This window comes from Streptomyces sp. V4I8 (genome assembly GCF_041261225.1).
Taxonomy (GTDB): domain Bacteria; phylum Actinomycetota; class Actinomycetes; order Streptomycetales; family Streptomycetaceae; genus Streptomyces.
In genome coordinates, this window is the sequence record NZ_JBGCCN010000001.1 from 1,291,869 (window position 1) to 1,307,803 (window position 15,935).

A 15,935-nucleotide genomic window follows, 5' to 3' on the forward strand; every position below is an offset into this window, starting at 1 on the left:
CCTGCCCGGCACGGGCCGACAGCCGACTGTACGGCAAGCGGGCGCCCGTCTACGCCTACGAGTTCCACGACGCCCAGGCACCACCGTTCATCCCAGCGCCGCACACGCCGCAGGGCGCGCCTTCCACACCTCCGAACTGGCCTGTCTCTTCCCCACGGACCCGCTGGCACCCCTGACGCCCGCCCAGCGACGGCTGTCCGCCACGATGACCGCCTACTGGGCCCGCTTCGCGGCCACCGGCGACCCCAACGCGCCGGGGACACCGACCTGGCCGCGCCACACGGCCGCCCGGGACCGCATCCAGGTACTGGCACCGGACCGGGTCGGCCCCACCACCGGTTTCGCGGCTGACCACCATTGCCCGTTCTGGCAGCCCACCCCGGTTTCCCGAGGAGCCGTGCGATGACATCGCCCCCGGTTGCCGCAACTAACGGGTCGTCATTCCCCGGCCGTGACGGGGTGGGAGGGGGCGTCCTCGCCAGGGGCGCCCCGCACCGGAACGCCGTGGTGGGCCGCCAGCGCCAGCAGTGCCACGCGCAGCGGTCCGGTCTCCAGGACGGTATCCGGCTCGAACCAACGGGCCACCGCGGTTCCGCTCACCATCCTCAGTGTGAAGCGCGCCAACTCGTCCGCCGCCTCGGGGCGGTCACGCAGTGCGAAGACGGAGCTCACCGATTCCCGGGCCCAGGCCAGCAGCGCGTCGCGGTAGTGACGCACCTCGGCCGCGGCCGCCGCGCTGGCGTCCTGCTCCACCATGCCCAGCCCCAACAGCAGCTTCACACCTCGCGGGTGGCGCTGGAACGCGTCCTGGACGTCCGAGAGAAGGGTGTCCAGACGCTGCGCGACGTCGGCGCCCGGCACCTCGGCCGGGGGCAGGGCCGCCAGGAGCACGGTCCTGGCGCGCTCCAGCACCGCGACGTAGATCCCGTCCTTGCTGCGGAAGTGCCAGTAGATGGAGCTGACCGGCAGACCGCACGCGGCGGAGATCATCGAGATGGACGTGGCGGCGTAGCCGTGGCGCGACATCAGGTCGCCCGCGGTGTCGAGTATCGCGTCACGGGACCGCGCGCCGCGGTCCAGGGCCGGTGCCTCCGTCATAGGGCCGACTCTAAAGGAGGCACAGGCCGACAGGGCCGGAGATTTCGGGGAACATCCGCCCGCTCAGAAGGCCGAGTTGGCGAACCAGTCGGCCAACAGGTGCTCGTCCCCGTCGTGAGCGAGGGCCTCCGCCTGGTAGGGCAGGCGGCCGTAGACCAGCAGGAGCAGGTCGGCCGCGGTTCCCCGGACGGTCGCATCGGCGGTGCCCGTGGCCGGGTGCGCGCAGTCCAGTCCGAAGCCGTCCGGTCGCAGGCGAACGAGCCAGGCATCGTCTCCGTCGGTCGTATCGTCTCCGTCGGTCGTGTGGAAGCGGATGGTCCTGTCAGGGCCGCGCAGGTTGGCCACCTTGGGGGCGAAGAAGGTGGCGAAGGGCAGGTTGACGAGGAACTCGTCGATCCCGTCGACGGCGAGCGCGCGGTCGATGGCGGGCCGCAGGCCCGAAGCGAGTTCGGCGTCGGCCCGGTGCAGCAGAGTCTCGAAGAGCATGCGGCGTGCCCAGAAGCGGGCGTGCTGGTCGACGCCCCACGCCCACATCGGCAGGTCGGGGTCGGTGGCCGCGAACGCGTCCGCGGCCACGCTCGCGCTCTCGGCCAGCCAGTCGGCGTATCCGTCCTCCCGCTCGGGAAGCCGCAGGTCCACCTCCCGCGTGCGCGGGGGTTCCTGGACACGCGCCAGCAACAGGGTCGAGAACCAGCGTTGGACACCGCCCGTGTGCCTGACCAGGTCGGCGAGCGTCCAGCCGGGGCAGCTGGGCACCGCGGTGGCCAGGTCGGCGTCCTTGACCGCTGCGACGAACCGGGCGGTCTCCGCCGCAACCGCCGTGCGGTGATCGACCGCTGTGACGACGGGGGCGTGGTCCGTGTGGTCGGCGTGGTCGGCGTGGGCGGACGTGTTCATCGTGACAGGCCTTTCGGAGAAGCTGCGGGGTCAGCGGGACGGCTGGTCGAGGGCGGCTCGAGTACGGCTCGTGACCTTCCTCTGGACGGGCGTACGAGGCGCGTGCGCCGGCTTGATCCCGACGAGAGCGACGGCGAGGACCAGGACGAACGCCACGCCGGCGATCGCGAAGCTCATCGTGAACTGGCTCTCCTCGGGCAGCTGGGGCATGCCGTCCGGAAGCGGAATGGTCTTCGACGCCAACAGCGAGGTGATCACCGCGCTCGCCACGGCGCTGCCGGCCGAGCGGGAGATGGAGTTGATGCCGTTGGCGATGCCGGACTGGTGGGCGGGAACGCTCGCGACGATGAGCGCGGGCATGGCCGCGTAGCCGAAGCTGATCGCCAGACCGATGACCATGCCCGCGCCGATCACCGATGCGGTCGTGTCGTGCGCCACGGTCAGCCACATGAATCCGAGCACCCCGAAGCAGGCCCCGGCGGCCAGGGTGACGCGCGCGCCGAGTCGGCGCACGAGGACGCCGCCGAACTGTGAACCCACGAGCGACACGAGGGTGGTCGGGAGCAGATAGACGACGGACGCTCCGAGCACGGAAGCGCCGAAGCCGTAGCCCGCGATGTCCTCGGGTATCTGGACGAGGTACGAGACGCCGATGAACTGGGCGAACATCGCGAAACCCAGGAACAGCCCGGCCAGGTTGGTGAACAGTACGGGCCGGTGGGCGAACATCTTCATGTCCACCATCGGTTCCTCGACCCGGCGCTCGGTGACGACCCACACCACCGCCATGACGACCGCCCCGGCCAAGGAGCCGAGCGTACGGCCGGACGTCCACCCCCACTCGTGCCCCTGCGAGACAGGCAGAAGCAGCAGCACCAGCAGCGCTCCCAGCGTGATCGCGCCCAGCCAGTCCGTCCGCCCTCCCGTCGTCTCCCGGGAAGCGGGCACCGCGAACCACACACCCGCGAGCGCCATCACGGCGAGCACCACCGCGAGCCAGAAGACCTGGTGGTAATCGGGGTCGGAGCCCTGGGTGAAGAGCCCCGCGCCGACCAACGCGAGCCCGCTGCCGAACGCGAGCGTGCCACTGACCAGGGCCATGGCACCGGGCAGCTTCTCCGGCTTGATCTCTTCGCGCAGGATGGAGAGGGCGAGCGGAAAGATCGCGGTCGCCGCTCCCTGCATCACCCGGCCGACGATCAGCCACGTCAGCGAGGTGGTCGTGGCGGCGAGGACCGATCCCGCGATCATCACGAGCAGTACACCGATAAGCGTGCGCTTCTTGCCGTGCTGGTCGCCGAAGCGGCCGAGCAGCGGGGTGAAGACGGCGGCCGACAGAAGCGTGGCGGTGGTCACCCAGCTGACGTTCGCCGTGGTGGCCTGCAGGTCGTCCGCGATGATCCCCAGGATCGGGACGACCAGGGTCTGCATCATCGAGACGACCATCGCGGCAAGGCCGAGCACCAGGACGACCGACGTGTCCGCCAAGTGCCGTCGCTCCGCCGTGTGCTGTGCGTGGGACACCGAATCTCTTCCTTGGGACGAGTCCTCGACGAACTACTTGAGATCGTCGAAGCTTGGGAACTTCAAGCAATAGCCCGAGACAGTAGCCACCGATATTTGAGATGGTCAAGTTTCCGGGCGTAGGGTGACGCACATGACAGCACTCCCCCACGTCGACTCCGCCCAGCTCATGGAGCTGCTCTCGGTGTCGCTGGCTGCCTACTACGGCGACTTCACGGTCGCCGCCGCGAGCGAGAACCTCACGGCCAGCCAGGGCAGGACGCTCAACGTGCTGCGCCGGGGACCCGCCTCCATGAGCATGCTGGCCACCACGCTGACCTGCGACGCCTCCAACATGACCGGAGTCGTCGACCGGCTGGAGAAGCGCGGCCTGGTGCACCGCGAGCCCAGTGCCTCCGATCGGCGCGTCAAGAACGTCCTCCTCACCGCGGAGGGCGAGCAGGTCATCGATGCGATCCGCGGCAAGATGCACCGCACGCTCGCGGGCCTGGACAGACTCGACGAGCAGGAGCGGGAGACCCTGTACGCCCTGCTGGAGCGCGTCTTCACCGCGCGGCCCGACGCGGCCTGACTCAATTCCCCAGAGATGCACTCCTGCCAGGTCCGTATCAGGCCGTAGGGGGCACGCTGTTCAAGGACCGTGGAGCGGCCGAGGAGGGAGCCATGCTGACCGAGAGGGTGTTCCGGGAGTGAGGAACTCCCGCCGGGCGGTTCGACTGCTGGCGGGAACTGGTCGGACGCACGCCCCACTGGAGTTGCGCAGTGACCACCGGGCGGGTTTCCGGGCTTCGCAGCGCGTACTGGACCTCGGCGCGGTGTCCGTGTGGCCGACGACGTTCCAGCCGGTGTGCTTCCGGCGGACACCGAAACTGATCCGGCAGTCCGATCCGGAGGGCCTGCACCTCTCTCTGCCGCTGAGCGGAGCGCTGCGTGCCGTTCGAAGCGAGGGGGAGGAGGTGTACGGCCCCGACAGCCTGTGCGTCGTCGACACCTCGCGGCCCGTCGACGTCCACGCGGGCGACGAGGCGGACCTGCACGCGGGAGTCGGAGTGGAGGTCCCAAGGCGCTGTTGTCGCTCCCCCGCAAGCGGCTCGACCAAGTGGCCGGGCTGCGGCTGACGAGGCGGGACGGATTCGGCGCCCTGCCGGCACAGCTGCTCACCCAGCTCTCGGAGGACACCCATGCCTGCGAGCCGGACGACGGCCCCCGGCTCGGGACCGTGGTGATCGACCTGCTGTCCGCGCTGTTCGCCCAAGCGCTGGACACCGGCGACTAGCTCCCACCGGAATCCCACCGGCAGGCCCTCGTCCTGCGCATCCGTGCCCTCGTCCAGCAGCACCTGCACGACCCGCAGCTGAGCCCGCGCGCCATCGCCGCCGAACACCACATCTCCCGCAGCCTCTTTCAGGACGAGGAGGAGACGGTCGCGGCCTGGATCCGCCGCCAGCGACTGGAACACGCCCGCCGTGACCTCGCGGAGCCCACCCTGCGATCCACCCCGATCCACGCCGTCGCAACCCGCTGGGGCTTCACTCACGCCGCCCACTTCACCCGCGCCTTCCGTACGGCCTACGGCATGTCGCCCACGGACTACCGAGCCATGGCCGGCCCCTCGCACTGACGCCGGCGCGCAGGAGTGGACGCATCCCGAAGAGGTGTGGACTCCACGCCGAGGACACCCCGGAGGGCACCCCGGCAGGGTGGAGGAAACGTCGCCGGACGTGGGAGTTGACGATGCGGAAGACGATGACCCACACCCGCAGGACGCTGGTGGCACTCGCCGCCACCGGTACCGCCGCGGCCCTCCTGACAGGCCCGGCGGCACCCGACGCCTCGGCCGCGGGCGGCTACGGCTGCTCCGTGCTCATGGGCACCCACTGGGCCGGAAACGGCAGCGCGACATGGACCTGGGTCGGCCGCAACACCGTCAACCCGGTCACCTTCAGCGTCACCGACACCAGGGCGGACCGGCACGCGGTCGGTGCCCGTCTGGTGACCGTGCGCCGCGACGACTCGACCCCACTACTGGCCCTGGAAGGTGAACCACTCGGGCAACGGCAAGACCAACGAGTTCGGCACCCATGCCACCGACTCCGGCGGCATCAAGGGCGCCCGGATCCAGGTGGCCGTCCTGGAGGGCGGTTCGGTCCTGGGATCGTGCGACACGCCCTACACCACGAACCCGCGTTCCTGATCCCGTGTGTCCGGGCCGGCTTGGAGGCCCGCATACGGCGACGACTTTGTCGGTGCGGCGTAGGCCTTCAGCTCGCGTCGGTGCCCCTGGCTCGGACGGTGATCCGCGCGTGGTCGTACCCACCAGACTCAGGCGACGGGTTGTAGGTGATCGTGAACGTTCGCCGTACGGCGCCGAAGCGGTCGGAGTACGTCACCTTGGACGGGCTGAGGCGCTTCGGCTCGGCGGTGATGTCGTACGTACGCAGGAAGTCCTCGACGCTCGAGTCCTGGCTGTCGCCCACCTCGTACCGGAGCACCGCGGTGCCGTCCTTCTCCACCTTGGCGTACGTCGGGATGTAGTAGCGCCCCGCGGGGTGATGCTGATCGTGGTGCATCCCCGCCTTGCGCTCCACTGCCTCCTGCGGACCGTCACCGGCCGCCGTGAGCAGCGCGACGGCCGCCCAGGCGATCACGCCGAGCGTCCACACCACGCACAGGGCCAGGAACCACACCAGCCACCTGCGCCGACGCGAGGTTGTGCGGCCCGTACGCGTAGTCACCCGTTCCATGTGCGTACTTCGCTCTGTCCGCCCATGTCGTACTCCTTGGCCTGGCCCGACTGGTGGAGCCTGGCCATTTGGGCGTCGGACACGTTGCCCATCGCGGGTACCGGAGTCGCCTTGTTCGCGTCCCAGTTGTAGCGGTCGTACACATGGGTCTGGTAGCGGATCGTGGTCTTGGGCTCGCCGTCCGGGGCCGGGACGACCTCGACCTGGGCGACCGTGTTGTAGTGGAAGGAGCCGACCGCGTGATACCAGTCGGGGTCCTTCTCGGCGGTCCAGCCCTGCCAGCCGGTCTGCTGGACGTACTTCACGGGCTTCCCGGTGCGCTCGTACTCGGCGAGGGCCTGCGCCTCCCAGTTGGGGGCGTTCTCCGCGAGCTGGGCTTCCACGTTGCGATTCATGTCCGGGAGGTCGCCCATCAACGCGTCCACGTCGATGTCCAGCGGTTCCCCGGTGTTGGAGAGGTAGTGCAGCATGTGCTTGGCCGACTGGGGACCGCCGAGCACCGCGGGGGAACCCATGGCGAAGAAGCCCATCTTGTTCTTGATGGCACGGTCCTCGTCGGTGGCCTCGCGGGTGTTGTAATCGCCGGAACCCTTGTCGGGCGGGGGCGGCGGGAGCAGCACTCCGCCCGCACCGGAGAAGACGCGGTTCAGATCCCTGGCGCCCTCGGTGTCGGCCTTGACGGCGGCCTCGGTCTGCTCGTCCAGGACGGCGTACGCCACCGCCTTCTTGATGCGTTCGAGTTCGTAGCCGGTGTGCTCGTTGACGTCGGCGGCGTAGCTGAGGGCGGCGGTCACGCGCGTGAGGAGGCTGTCCGCGTTCTCCTGGTCCTGCCGGGCCGCCCCCGCGCTGTCCGGGTCGTTGGGCGGGTAGTCCCGCTCGGGGATGGTGACGCCTCCGCTGTCGTGCAGGGTCAGGTCCTTCGACCGGGCCATCGCCTGGGCCTCGTCGAGCCAGGTGCGGGCGAGCTCGAACCCGCTCTTCGCCGCTTCGAGGGTGGCCGCGGCAGCCTTTGACTCGCGGTGGGCGATGGTCAATTCGTCATGCAGTACGGACAGTTGGACGCGCGCCATCATGGCGGCCGGACCCGCCCAGACGAAGGGCAGCTTGAGCAGGACGTTCTGGACGTGCTCCCGGGCCTCGGTGGCCGCCGCGGCCAGGTCGGCCCACTCGCCGGCCGCCCGCGACCAGGCCTGCGGACGTACGTCTTCCAGTTCCCCGACCGTGATGTTCTGCCGCTCGACCGCATCGGCATGCTCGTGGTCCACGCCCTCCGGCCGGTCTGTGAGCGTCGCCATTACGCATTCCCCTCGAGTGAAGCGAGGATCGCCTGGAAATCCTGCGCCGTACGCTGTTCTTGAGTCGTGTAGTTCGTGTGTGTCTGGCGCATCTTGTCGGCCAGTGAGCGGCATTGCTTGGCGAGGCGGGTGATTTCGTCGTCCCAGTCGTCCGTCGTCGACTTGAGCATGCGTCCGCTGGCGAGCATGTCGTGGATACGCGCGGTGGTGTCGGATTCCGCCAGGCCCTTGTCCGCCTTCTCCAGAATCTGTGCGGCCAGGTCCAACTCGTCGGCCATTTTGCCGAGTTCGGCGTTGCTCACGCCGTAACCGTTGTCGTCGGCACCGCCGGACTGAGTGGCCGGGGTGCTGCTCGGACCGGTGGCGCCTCCCGGTCCGGTGGCGCCGCCCGGTCCGGTGCCGGCCGACATGGCCTCGATGCCGTTGTGGCTGAAGCCGGGGTCAGGGTTCGTCCCGGGTGCGGGATTCCTGTCGCGGACGTCGGTGGGACCGGCCGGGGCGGGCATCTGGTGTGCCTGGTCCGCCGGTTGGGAGGCGCGGGAGTCAGGGCCCGTGCGGACGTCCGGGCCGGCGTCGGCTGCCGGCATGTCCAGGCGGTAGCTGGTCCGGGGATCCGGGGCGGTGTTCGGCGCGGATATGGGTGCCACGGAATCGGGCTCTGTACTCACAACGTCCCCCTGTGTCGACGCGGGCCCGCCGCGGGGCAGCACGCTTCGAACGACTATGCGATCACTCGTGGTTGGACCCTAGCCGCTCGGGGTCACGCCGAGCAAAGGGGCCCCTCATCCTGATTCCTGCTGGTCAGCGGTGCCCGCCTGTGTCTGAGCAGTTCAACCTTGAACTGGTTGTGCGTGAGCGGGCGGGCGCCTTCCGCCGGGCATTCGGCGGGCATTCGGCAGGCAGGGTGCCCACCCCTCCGGCGGCGGCCTTCGCATTCCCGATCAGCCCGCGGCGGACGTGCACCCCATGCCTCCCGTTGGGCCAGGGCGAGCCGGCGGGCCTCGGCCACCATCTCGACGTCGGCGGCCAAGTCCCACACTCGGACCTGCCCGGCGTCCAGCGCCCTCGTACGCGCGAGGACGAGGGCCACGTCGTCGCGGGGGTGCTCCGGCAGCAGCGCCGTGAGCACGGCGTCACAGCGACTCTCCAGCGAGGTGCCCGAGGACGCCAGCACCTGGCGCAGCCGGGCGATACCGGTATCCGGGTCGTGAGCGGCGGCCTCCACCAGACCGTCAGTGAACAGCGCGACGAGACTGCCCTCCGGCAGTTCGGTCGTGGCCTCGAACGCAGACCGCCCACACCGAGCACGGGGCCGGCGCCGACGCCGAGGACGCGGGCGGTGCCGACGTCGAGGACGCGGGCGGTGCCGACGTCGAGGACGCGGGCGGTGCCTCCCGGCTCCAGGATCACCGATGGGGGTGCCCCCGCGCTGGCGGTGGTAAGCCTGCGCGACACCGGGTCGTAGACGGCGTACAGGCAGGTGGCCCGGTCGCGCCGGTCTCGGCGGCCCCGGTTCGACCGGCGATGTCGTCGTCGGCGGTCACCCGGAGCACCAGGTCGTCCAGGTGCGCGAGGCAAGCGCACCGTCGCCGCCATCAGTGGCACACCCCATTTCCTCCACGGCCACGCAACACGCAGCACCGCTTCGTCGCCTTGACGTGCCCGAACAGCGCCAACGCCCGTTCACATCCACGAGGCTGGCACTGGCGGTACTAGCCGATGCCCAGGGCCGTGCGGCCGTGCCAGGGGCCACAGGTGCTCGTTGCCGCGGCCCCACCGACGGCCGGCAAGCGATGCGTTTGTCAGGCATCGCCGTCATCAATGAGTGGCTCTGCTCTCGCTCGCCGACCTCGGTCGGCGAGAAACGCGGTATCGCTGCAGGTAGCCAGGCATCTAGCCTGTGGTCCGTGCATCAGCCCCGAAGACGCGACCGGCGTCTGGCCCGCCGTCGTCCGCCGGAGCCGGCCCGGCGCCAGGCAGCTCGGCACACGGCCATCGGCGCTGATGTAGTCCTGGTTGGCTACCTCTCCGCGAAGCAGAAGGACTTCGAAACGCTCATGGCGTCAGCAGCCGCAGAACTGGCAGCGCGCGGAGCTCGGGTCGTCGTGCAGATTGTGCAGCGACGAGGCGTCTCGGACGGCGGGGTCCGGAAGATGGGCCTTCCCTACTCCTCGCGGACTCTGCTGAGCTATGGAAAAGTCCGTGAAGTAGCTCAGGCCTGCGACCACGCCGACGCCGACGCGGTGATCTTCGTTGCCTCCCTGACCGCGCGCCAGCGGCGCACGCTGACAGCCATGCTCGGCCGCCCCGCTGTGAGCCTTGCCGACATCCTCGCTGCTGCCTGACCGCTCACTCGAAGCGGCCTCTTGAAACACGCCCTAGCCGTGGGCTCGTGGCGGCTTGCTCGGCCGGCGCCTTCCGGCCCAGGTCAGTGCGTCCTCGGCTTGGGCAGCCAGCGTGGTGACCAGGTCGGCGGCGGAAGGCAGATCGGTGATGAGATCGACGCCTTCGCCCGCCCAGACCGGCAGAGGTGGAATCACTCCTTGTGCCACGTCGTCCTGGCGGGCCTGGGAATCGCCGGCCAGCTCCGCCTCCCGACCACGCCATCGGTCGAGATAGGGGTGGGCGAGAGTACGGGCGGTGTACTTCTCGGTCGGCCGGCTCGCGCCGCGGGCGATGTCCAACACGCTGCTGCGTTCAGTGTCCTGTCCTCGTCCTTCGAGGATGGCCTTTCTGATGGAGGGGTCGACCAGGGCTTCGGCCGAGGCCTGGAAGCGAGTGCCGATGAGAGCGCCGGCGGCACCCAGGGCTGCGGCGACGCCGCGGCCATCGGCGATCCCGCCGGCTGCCAGGATCGGTACCGGTGCCGCGAGGTCCACCACGAGGGGCACGAACGGCAGAGTGGAGCGCCCGCGGCGGGCGCCGTGGCCGCCGCTCTCGGTTCCCTGCGCCACGATGACGTCGGCGCCCACGGCCACGGCCTGCTTGGCCTCGTCCAGATCGGTGACCTGAACCATCAGAACCGCGTCCGACCGGCGGATCCGATCGACGAACGGGCTCGGGTCACCGAAGGACAACATCACCGCCGCGGGATTGAACTCCAGCGCCAGTTCCACCGCGTCGGCATCGATCGCCCAGGTCAGAAAGCCGACACCTCACGGCTGGTCGGTTCCCTCCGCGACAATCGGCAGCTGTCGCTCCAGCCAAGCCCGGTCCCCGTACGCACCGCCCAGCAACCCGAGGCCGCCTGCTCGGGAGACGGCCGCTGCCAGTGCGCCTCCGGCCGAACCGGCCACCAACACACCCCCCCCCAGCGCGAGCAGGGAGAGGGCCTGATCGTCGCCGGACTGACCGGCGTTTTCCTCATCGGCTCACGAATGCCCCCGATTTCTGGCTATCTCTCGCCATCGGGCAAGGTGCCTGCGGGTGTTGAGGCTGTCAGAGTGCTCCTGACCCAGGACGCGCTGTTGGTCAGCGAGTACCTCTTCGAGCGAGGCGATGGCACCAGCGGTGTCCCCTGCCCAGCCCTTCATGGACGCAAGCTGGAACCGGGCAGTCAGGGTTTGAGGGTGGTCAGGGCCGAGCGCCCGCCGTGTTGAGGCGACCGACTGCCCGAGGGTGACCACTGCTCCTGCAGCATCTCCTGCCAGCCCCCGAGACTGGGCAAGGTTATGCCGCGTCGCCAAGGCCAGTGGGTGGTCGGGGCCCAGAGCACGTTCCACATCGGGAAGCAGCGCGGCGTAAGCGTCAGCGGCGGCAGCATGGCCACCCGACATCCCCTGCAGCTGAGCCAGGAAGTTCCGGGCGTTGAGGGTGTCGTGGTGGTCCGGCCCCAGGACCCTTTTCAGATCAACGAGCAGGTCGACACATGAGGCAACGGCTCCACCGAGATCTCCGGCGTCTGCCAGCGCACGGATGAGCTTTGGCCGGAGCGCGAGGACGTCGGGATGCTCGGGCCCCAACAGGTGTTCCAGTTTGTCGAGCAGTTCCGCGCAGCGTGCCGCCCGGGCCGCAGCTTCGGCGGTCTGCTCGTCCTGCGAATCCTCGCTGGTGTTCCAGTCGGCGGAGCCGGCCCGGTGCTCCTGCTTCTGCTCGTGCTCCTGCCGTGGTTCCTGTTCGAGGTGTGCGCTGTTGCCCGCCACGTGCTGCGCTCTTCTTCGCATGACGGACAGGTTCGTCCGGGCGGCGATCGTGGCGGCGTGTGCAGGGCCCAGTACGCGTTCCAGGTCGGGGAGGAGAGCTTCGAGGACGGTTACCGCTTCGGTGGCATCGCCCGCGTCGCTGAGCCACGAGGCGAGGTTGTTCCGGGCGGCAAGTGTGTTCTCGTGGTCGGCCCCCAACAGGCGTTCCGCGTCGGTGACGAGCTCTGCGTATGCGCTCGCCGCGCCGGCCGCGTCTCCTGCTTCTCCCCGCCGTTGGGCGAGCTCATAGCGGGTGTCGAGGACATCGGGGTGGTTGTGGCCCAGCGCACTCACCTGGTCGGCGAGTTGCTCCTCCAAATCCGTCAGGGTTTGTGCGGCCAGGCCTTCCTGCATTTCGGCGGGAAATCGCTCAGTCACGACGATGTCGGGCACCGTGTCGGGCATCTGCCTCACGAATTCATGGCGCCCGGTGTCGCAGTGACAGTCGGTCACATCATGAAGGAAGGGTGCTTCCGACCTGCGATGATTCAGCTTCTCTAGGACTGGATCACGTGCAGGGGAGGCACCCTTCCGGTGTCGAAGCGTACAGAGTGGGCCGATGATCTGTCGCTGTCCGCAAGCGGGAAGAAGCTGGTGGGCAAGGCGGGCATCGTGCCGGTGCGGCGTCTGGCGGACAAGGTCGGGCTGACCGACGCGCTCGGGGCTGCCCTGGTGCGGCGGGGCTTCCGTCCCGTCCATGATCGGGGAACGGTCCTGGTCTCGGCGGCCTGCGCGGTCCTGCTGGGCGCGCGGTCGATGGCCGGGATCGATGTGATGCGCCAGACCTCGCTGGTCCTGGGCAGCCCGGCCTCGGCGTCCACGCTGTGGCGGACCCTGGAGGCGATCGGACCGGTCCAGCTGACGAAGATCGCCTCCGCACGGGCCCGGACCCGTATCCACGTCCACCAGCAGCTCGACCTGCGCCCGGGCGGCTTTCCCTGGATCAAGGTCAACGGGCGGGAGCTGACCGGTGTCACGGTGCTGGACCTGGACGCCTCAGTCGTCCCGGCGCATTCCGGCAAGGAGGGAGCCGAGCCCAACTTCAAGGGATATGGCCACCACCCGCTGTTGATGTTCTGCGACAACACCGAAGAACTCCTGGTCAACCGGCTGCGGCCGGGATCGGCGGGATCCAACACCGCCGATGACCACATCTCGGTGAGTATCGAGGGCCTGCGTCAGCTGCCCACCCGCCGTCGGCGCCGGGTCCTGTTCCGCACCGACGGCGCCGGAGCCACGATGGAGTTCCTCACCTGGATCACCTCCGGCGGCGGCAACGCGGCCAACCGCTGGGAGTACTCCGTCGGCCACACCCGCGACGACGACTTCTGGAAGGCCCTGGCCAAGGTCCCGGCCACCGCGTGGACGCCGGCCCTGGACCACAAGGGCCAGCCGCGCAAGGACGCCGACCTCGTCGAGATCACCGACATGCTCGACCTGACCGGCTGGCCGGAAGGGATGCGGGTGATCGTTCGCCGCGAACCCATCCACCCCAAGTACGAGCGCGAGCTCAAGCCGTACGAGAAGAAGACCGACTACCGCTACCAGGCCATCGCCACCAACACCACCGGCGGGCAACTGCAGTTCCTCGACGCCCGAGCCCGCTCCCACACCCACGTCGAGGCCGGCATCCGACGCGGCAAGGCCCTCTCCCTCAACCTGATGCCCTCCCGCTACTTCAAGGTCAACCAAGCCTGGTGCACCCTCCTCGCCCTGGCCACCGACCTCGCCCGCTGGTTCCAACTCCTGGCCACCGAAGGCAAACTCGCCCGGGCCGAGCCCGCCACTCTGCGCACCCGACTCCTGGACGTCCCCGCGAAACTCGCCGACCACGCCCGAAGACGCGAGCTGAAATTCGACCCCGCCTGGCCCGCATCCACCGACATCGTCGACGCCTGGGGCGCCGTCCAGGCCCTGCCCGCCCCCGGCTGACTGCCACCCCACCGACCCCGATTCCGGAAGGAGGAGACCCGCCCCGTCCTCGGCCCGTGGAAACCGACGACCACCCGTGACGACACACGGGCCGGAACGTCACCACCACCCGAAGGACGAACCAGGACGAAACCTCAACCTCGACCGATCACCTCAAGCCGGCGCGCGCACGTGAATGATCGAGGTCTGAAGGCCCATCCGGCTCCACGTCTCCGGCATGACGCTCTCGCAGAAGTGGATACGCCAACTGTCGTGGGCCTTCCTGTACTCGACATCCCGCTCGGTCCACATGAACGGTCCGAGTGCCGGGGCATACCGCTCCTGACGCTCCCGCTGGATGTACTGCTGGACGAACGGAGAACGGACCGCCGCGCTCAGCAGGCGGTCCGCCTTGTCGCCCTCGCCACGGCGCCACGCGATCATCCCCAGGATGCACAGTGCACTGTGGTACGCCTGGCATGCCTCGGTCGCGCGATGCGCGCTGTGCATGGCGTTGACCCGGAATTCCCTCTCGTACCTGAAACGCTCCCCAGTGCCTTTCTCGGGTGGTGTGGTGGTATGTATCCAGGCGCTGATCAAGAGGTTGTAGCAGGTGACGAAGGTCGCAGCGTCCGCTGCGAGTTCTTCATTCGTCTCTTCGGAGATCTCAAGAAGGGATGCCAAATTCGTCGGGAACAACCGGTTTTCTGGTGCCCTCGGGCCGGGAAGCAGGTGCCCGTGCTGGATATGGGCAAGCTCGTGCGCGATGGCGAACGTCGTCGCAGCCGCCTTGTAGTCACCCGGCCCCTGACCTCTCGGCCACTGTGGCCGATGTGCAGCCTCAAGAACACTCTGCGGCAAGGGCCCCTGGCCAGGGGTCTCGAGTGACTTCACATACTCGGTCAAGGCGAAGTCGAGCAGCTCCCGCGACTCACCGACATCCCACTCAGGAGGGAACGTCTCCGGGTAGCGGGGGTGGATCATGTTCATTCCCCAGGCGATCTCGGCGGCCATCTGGACGGGGAGCAGCGCGATGCCGATGAGATAGCCCGTGGCTTCCCCTGGGTTCTCGAAGACACGCGACTCCACCGCGTTCGACGGCAGGCAGAACACCTCCACGGATCCCGCCAGCTCCTTGGCACGGTCCCGCTCCTCCGGATGGAACGATCCGAGCAACTGATCCAGGCCCTTCCGGACCTGGGGCTGGGTATCGGTGAAGTACTTCTCCCACGCCCGCTCAGGATCCTCCTCGCCGGTAACCCACCGCAGGTAGGAGAAGTCGGCGAAGGCGACGCTCATCTCCCGTGCCTCGGCCGCAAGCGCGTGGTTCTGGAGTTCTGGGAACAGGGAGCTGCGCACTCCGTCACGCATTGCCCGGCCCTCCGGCCCCCGAGGTGTCACTGCCGCGGGGGGAGCGCCCCCGTGATGATGTCCGCCAACCCGGCCCCATCCCGGACCGTGACCTCCCCCGTCCCGGAGCGCACGACCACAACACCGCGGGGAAGCGCCGGATCCTGGCGGACCGTCAGCCGCCGCCCCATGGCGTCGACCACCACGCCCTTACTCCATGACTTCCGCAGCGTATTGATCAGATAGGCAAGAGCGTGTGTTGCCACCGAACCGATCAACAGCACATCCGCCAGAGGAACAGACCCTCGCGCATCGGCCTCCCTCCCGATGCTCTCCGCCGCCGTGAAAGCCGCCTGCGCGGCTTCCCTCTCCTGCGGATCGTCAGGAGAGAACACATTCACCCTGATCCGCTCAGTCTCGACCCCGTCCACCAAGTCTCCGTCTCGCAGTTCCCAACTCCCAACTCCACTACAGCGAAGCAGAGTTTCGCACCCCACTGACGGTGCAACAACGAAATCGGAGATCAGGCCAACTGCTGACCGAGGAGAGGGACGGCCTCGGCGAGTGCGAGGTGACCGCCCTTCAGCTCGGGCACGTGGTTGCAGATCGTGTTCCTGGACACGCGGAGGAACTTCGCGATCGAGGTGAGGGTGTTCTCCGGGCGGCCGAGCAGGTCGCGGGCGTGATGTACCTGCTCATCGGCGGCGTACTTGCCGGACTTCTTGTCGGAGAAGAAGGCCTGGCCCGGGGCGCCACCGACATCAGGCGTGGCCGGCAGGAGCTGTCATGGACGGCGCTGTAGCGACGCCGCGGCGCTGCGGGCGCTCGTGCGTGGTCTCAGTTGCCTTCGGTGTAGGTCACGTGGTGGGTGTACGCAGCGGTGTGTGTCCGACCTCGATCCATTCGGCCGCTTCGTCCTCATCTACGCGCACGGA

The 15,935-nt window shown here is 69.0% G+C and carries 19 protein-coding genes and 1 pseudogene; 8 read left to right on the top strand and 12 right to left on the bottom strand.

The window, feature by feature from the left end:
- Position 1: 1 nt before the first annotated feature.
- Positions 2 to 406 carry a carboxylesterase family protein gene (locus ABIE67_RS05825; protein WP_370268242.1) on the top strand — a complete coding sequence of 135 codons (405 nt, stop codon included), beginning with the start codon at positions 2 to 4 and terminating at the stop codon, positions 404 to 406.
- A 32-nt stretch (positions 407 to 438) separates the two neighbouring features.
- Here the strand turns inward: ABIE67_RS05825 and ABIE67_RS05830 are convergent, their stop codons facing one another.
- The 3 genes from ABIE67_RS05830 to ABIE67_RS05840 all read right to left on the bottom strand — a co-directional run bounded on the left by ABIE67_RS05830 (position 439) and on the right by ABIE67_RS05840 (position 3,519).
- Positions 439 to 1,098 (bottom strand): TetR/AcrR family transcriptional regulator, encoded by a 660-nt coding sequence (locus tag ABIE67_RS05830; protein ID WP_370254319.1) that lies wholly within the window; start codon positions 1,096 to 1,098, stop codon positions 439 to 441.
- 63 nt (positions 1,099 to 1,161) lie between these two features.
- Positions 1,162 to 1,995, bottom strand: a complete 834-nt coding sequence (locus tag ABIE67_RS05835; RefSeq protein ID WP_370254323.1) for a maleylpyruvate isomerase family mycothiol-dependent enzyme — start codon at positions 1,993 to 1,995, stop codon at positions 1,162 to 1,164.
- Positions 1,996 to 2,025: 30 nt separating this feature from the next.
- A complete protein-coding gene (locus tag ABIE67_RS05840) occupies positions 2,026 to 3,519 on the bottom strand; it encodes an MFS transporter (RefSeq protein ID WP_370254327.1) in 1,494 nt (497 codons plus the stop codon).
- 133 nt (positions 3,520 to 3,652) lie between these two features.
- On the opposite strand from ABIE67_RS05840, the gene ABIE67_RS05845 reads away from it, so the two are divergent.
- From ABIE67_RS05845 to ABIE67_RS05865, 5 genes are all read left to right on the top strand, one after another.
- Positions 3,653 to 4,090 (top strand): MarR family winged helix-turn-helix transcriptional regulator, encoded by a 438-nt coding sequence (locus tag ABIE67_RS05845; RefSeq protein ID WP_370254331.1) that lies wholly within the window; start codon positions 3,653 to 3,655, stop codon positions 4,088 to 4,090.
- A 118-nt stretch (positions 4,091 to 4,208) separates the two neighbouring features.
- On the top strand, positions 4,209 to 4,637 hold the full coding sequence (locus ABIE67_RS05850) for a hypothetical protein (RefSeq protein ID WP_370254335.1): 429 nt from the start codon (positions 4,209 to 4,211) through the stop codon (positions 4,635 to 4,637).
- Positions 4,589 to 4,795, top strand: coding sequence for a hypothetical protein (locus tag ABIE67_RS05855; RefSeq protein WP_370269679.1), 207 nt, complete (start codon positions 4,589 to 4,591; stop codon positions 4,793 to 4,795). The genes ABIE67_RS05850 and ABIE67_RS05855 overlap by 49 nt, the downstream gene beginning before the upstream one ends.
- Positions 4,796 to 4,954: 159 nt before the next feature.
- Complete coding sequence (locus ABIE67_RS05860; protein ID WP_370268247.1) at positions 4,955 to 5,140, top strand: helix-turn-helix domain-containing protein; 186 nt, start codon at positions 4,955 to 4,957, stop codon at positions 5,138 to 5,140.
- 417 nt (positions 5,141 to 5,557) lie between these two features.
- Positions 5,558 to 5,713 (top strand): hypothetical protein, encoded by a 156-nt coding sequence (locus ABIE67_RS05865; RefSeq protein WP_370254338.1) that lies wholly within the window; start codon positions 5,558 to 5,560, stop codon positions 5,711 to 5,713.
- A gap of 67 nt (positions 5,714 to 5,780) precedes the next feature.
- Here ABIE67_RS05865 and ABIE67_RS05870 read toward each other — a convergent pair whose 3' ends face one another.
- From ABIE67_RS05870 to ABIE67_RS05890, 5 genes and pseudogenes are all read right to left on the bottom strand, one after another.
- Positions 5,781 to 6,254: a hypothetical protein gene (locus tag ABIE67_RS05870; protein WP_370254343.1), complete on the bottom strand. Its 474-nt coding sequence runs from the start codon at positions 6,252 to 6,254 to the stop codon at positions 5,781 to 5,783.
- Positions 6,251 to 7,558 (bottom strand): hypothetical protein, encoded by a 1,308-nt coding sequence (locus ABIE67_RS05875; protein WP_370254348.1) that lies wholly within the window; start codon positions 7,556 to 7,558, stop codon positions 6,251 to 6,253. The genes ABIE67_RS05870 and ABIE67_RS05875 overlap by 4 nt, the downstream gene beginning before the upstream one ends.
- A complete protein-coding gene (locus ABIE67_RS05880; protein WP_370254352.1) occupies positions 7,558 to 8,205 on the bottom strand; it encodes a hypothetical protein in 648 nt (215 codons plus the stop codon). Before ABIE67_RS05880 ends, ABIE67_RS05875 begins: the two co-directional genes overlap by 1 nt.
- Before the next feature lie 113 nt (positions 8,206 to 8,318).
- The gene (locus ABIE67_RS05885; protein ID WP_370254356.1) at positions 8,319 to 8,783 is read right to left on the bottom strand and encodes a hypothetical protein; all 465 of its coding nucleotides are present in this window, start codon (positions 8,781 to 8,783) and stop codon (positions 8,319 to 8,321) included.
- A gap of 185 nt (positions 8,784 to 8,968) precedes the next feature.
- Positions 8,969 to 9,154, bottom strand: a pseudogene (locus ABIE67_RS05890) (hypothetical protein); the annotation flags it as partial.
- A gap of 203 nt (positions 9,155 to 9,357) precedes the next feature.
- Between ABIE67_RS05890 and ABIE67_RS05895 the strand changes: the two are divergent.
- Positions 9,358 to 9,903 (top strand): hypothetical protein, encoded by a 546-nt coding sequence (locus ABIE67_RS05895; protein WP_370254360.1) that lies wholly within the window; start codon positions 9,358 to 9,360, stop codon positions 9,901 to 9,903.
- Positions 9,904 to 9,936: 33 nt separating this feature from the next.
- Here the strand turns inward: ABIE67_RS05895 and ABIE67_RS05900 are convergent, their stop codons facing one another.
- Together ABIE67_RS05900 and ABIE67_RS05905 are read right to left on the bottom strand one after the other, a co-directional pair.
- Complete coding sequence (locus ABIE67_RS05900) at positions 9,937 to 10,674, bottom strand: NAD(P)H-dependent flavin oxidoreductase (protein WP_370254364.1); 738 nt, start codon at positions 10,672 to 10,674, stop codon at positions 9,937 to 9,939.
- A 255-nt stretch (positions 10,675 to 10,929) separates the two neighbouring features.
- Positions 10,930 to 12,144 carry a tetratricopeptide repeat protein gene (locus ABIE67_RS05905; protein ID WP_370254368.1) on the bottom strand — a complete coding sequence of 405 codons (1,215 nt, stop codon included), beginning with the start codon at positions 12,142 to 12,144 and terminating at the stop codon, positions 10,930 to 10,932.
- A gap of 129 nt (positions 12,145 to 12,273) precedes the next feature.
- Here ABIE67_RS05905 and ABIE67_RS05910 point away from each other — a divergent pair, with 129 nt between their 5' ends.
- Positions 12,274 to 13,671, top strand: coding sequence for an IS1380 family transposase (locus ABIE67_RS05910; protein WP_370251787.1), 1,398 nt, complete (start codon positions 12,274 to 12,276; stop codon positions 13,669 to 13,671).
- Between the two features lie 153 nt (positions 13,672 to 13,824).
- On the opposite strand, the gene ABIE67_RS05915 is transcribed toward ABIE67_RS05910, so the two are convergent.
- Both ABIE67_RS05915 and ABIE67_RS05920 read right to left on the bottom strand, forming a co-directional pair.
- On the bottom strand, positions 13,825 to 15,021 hold the full coding sequence (locus tag ABIE67_RS05915) for a hypothetical protein (protein WP_370254372.1): 1,197 nt from the start codon (positions 15,019 to 15,021) through the stop codon (positions 13,825 to 13,827).
- A 26-nt stretch (positions 15,022 to 15,047) separates the two neighbouring features.
- Entirely contained in the window at positions 15,048 to 15,431 is a 384-nt protein-coding gene (locus tag ABIE67_RS05920) for a hypothetical protein (RefSeq protein ID WP_370254376.1), read from the bottom strand.
- Between the last annotated feature and the right edge of the window lie 504 nt (positions 15,432 to 15,935).

What these genes read in the sequence shown, in the direction of transcription:
- ABIE67_RS05830 (WP_370254319.1), bottom strand. Translation starts at nt 1,098, where the DNA reads ATGACGGAGGCACCGGCCCTGGACCGCGGCGCGCGGTCCCGTGACGCG.
- ABIE67_RS05835 (WP_370254323.1), bottom strand. Translation starts at nt 1,995, where the DNA reads ATGAACACGTCCGCCCACGCCGACCACGCCGACCACACGGACCACGCC.
- ABIE67_RS05845 (WP_370254331.1), top strand. Translation starts at nt 3,653, where the DNA reads ATGACAGCACTCCCCCACGTCGACTCCGCCCAGCTCATGGAGCTGCTC.
- ABIE67_RS05875 (WP_370254348.1), bottom strand. Translation starts at nt 7,558, where the DNA reads ATGGCGACGCTCACAGACCGGCCGGAGGGCGTGGACCACGAGCATGCC.
- ABIE67_RS05905 (WP_370254368.1), bottom strand. Translation starts at nt 12,144, where the DNA reads ATGCCCGACACGGTGCCCGACATCGTCGTGACTGAGCGATTTCCCGCC.
- ABIE67_RS05915 (WP_370254372.1), bottom strand. Translation starts at nt 15,021, where the DNA reads ATGCGTGACGGAGTGCGCAGCTCCCTGTTCCCAGAACTCCAGAACCAC.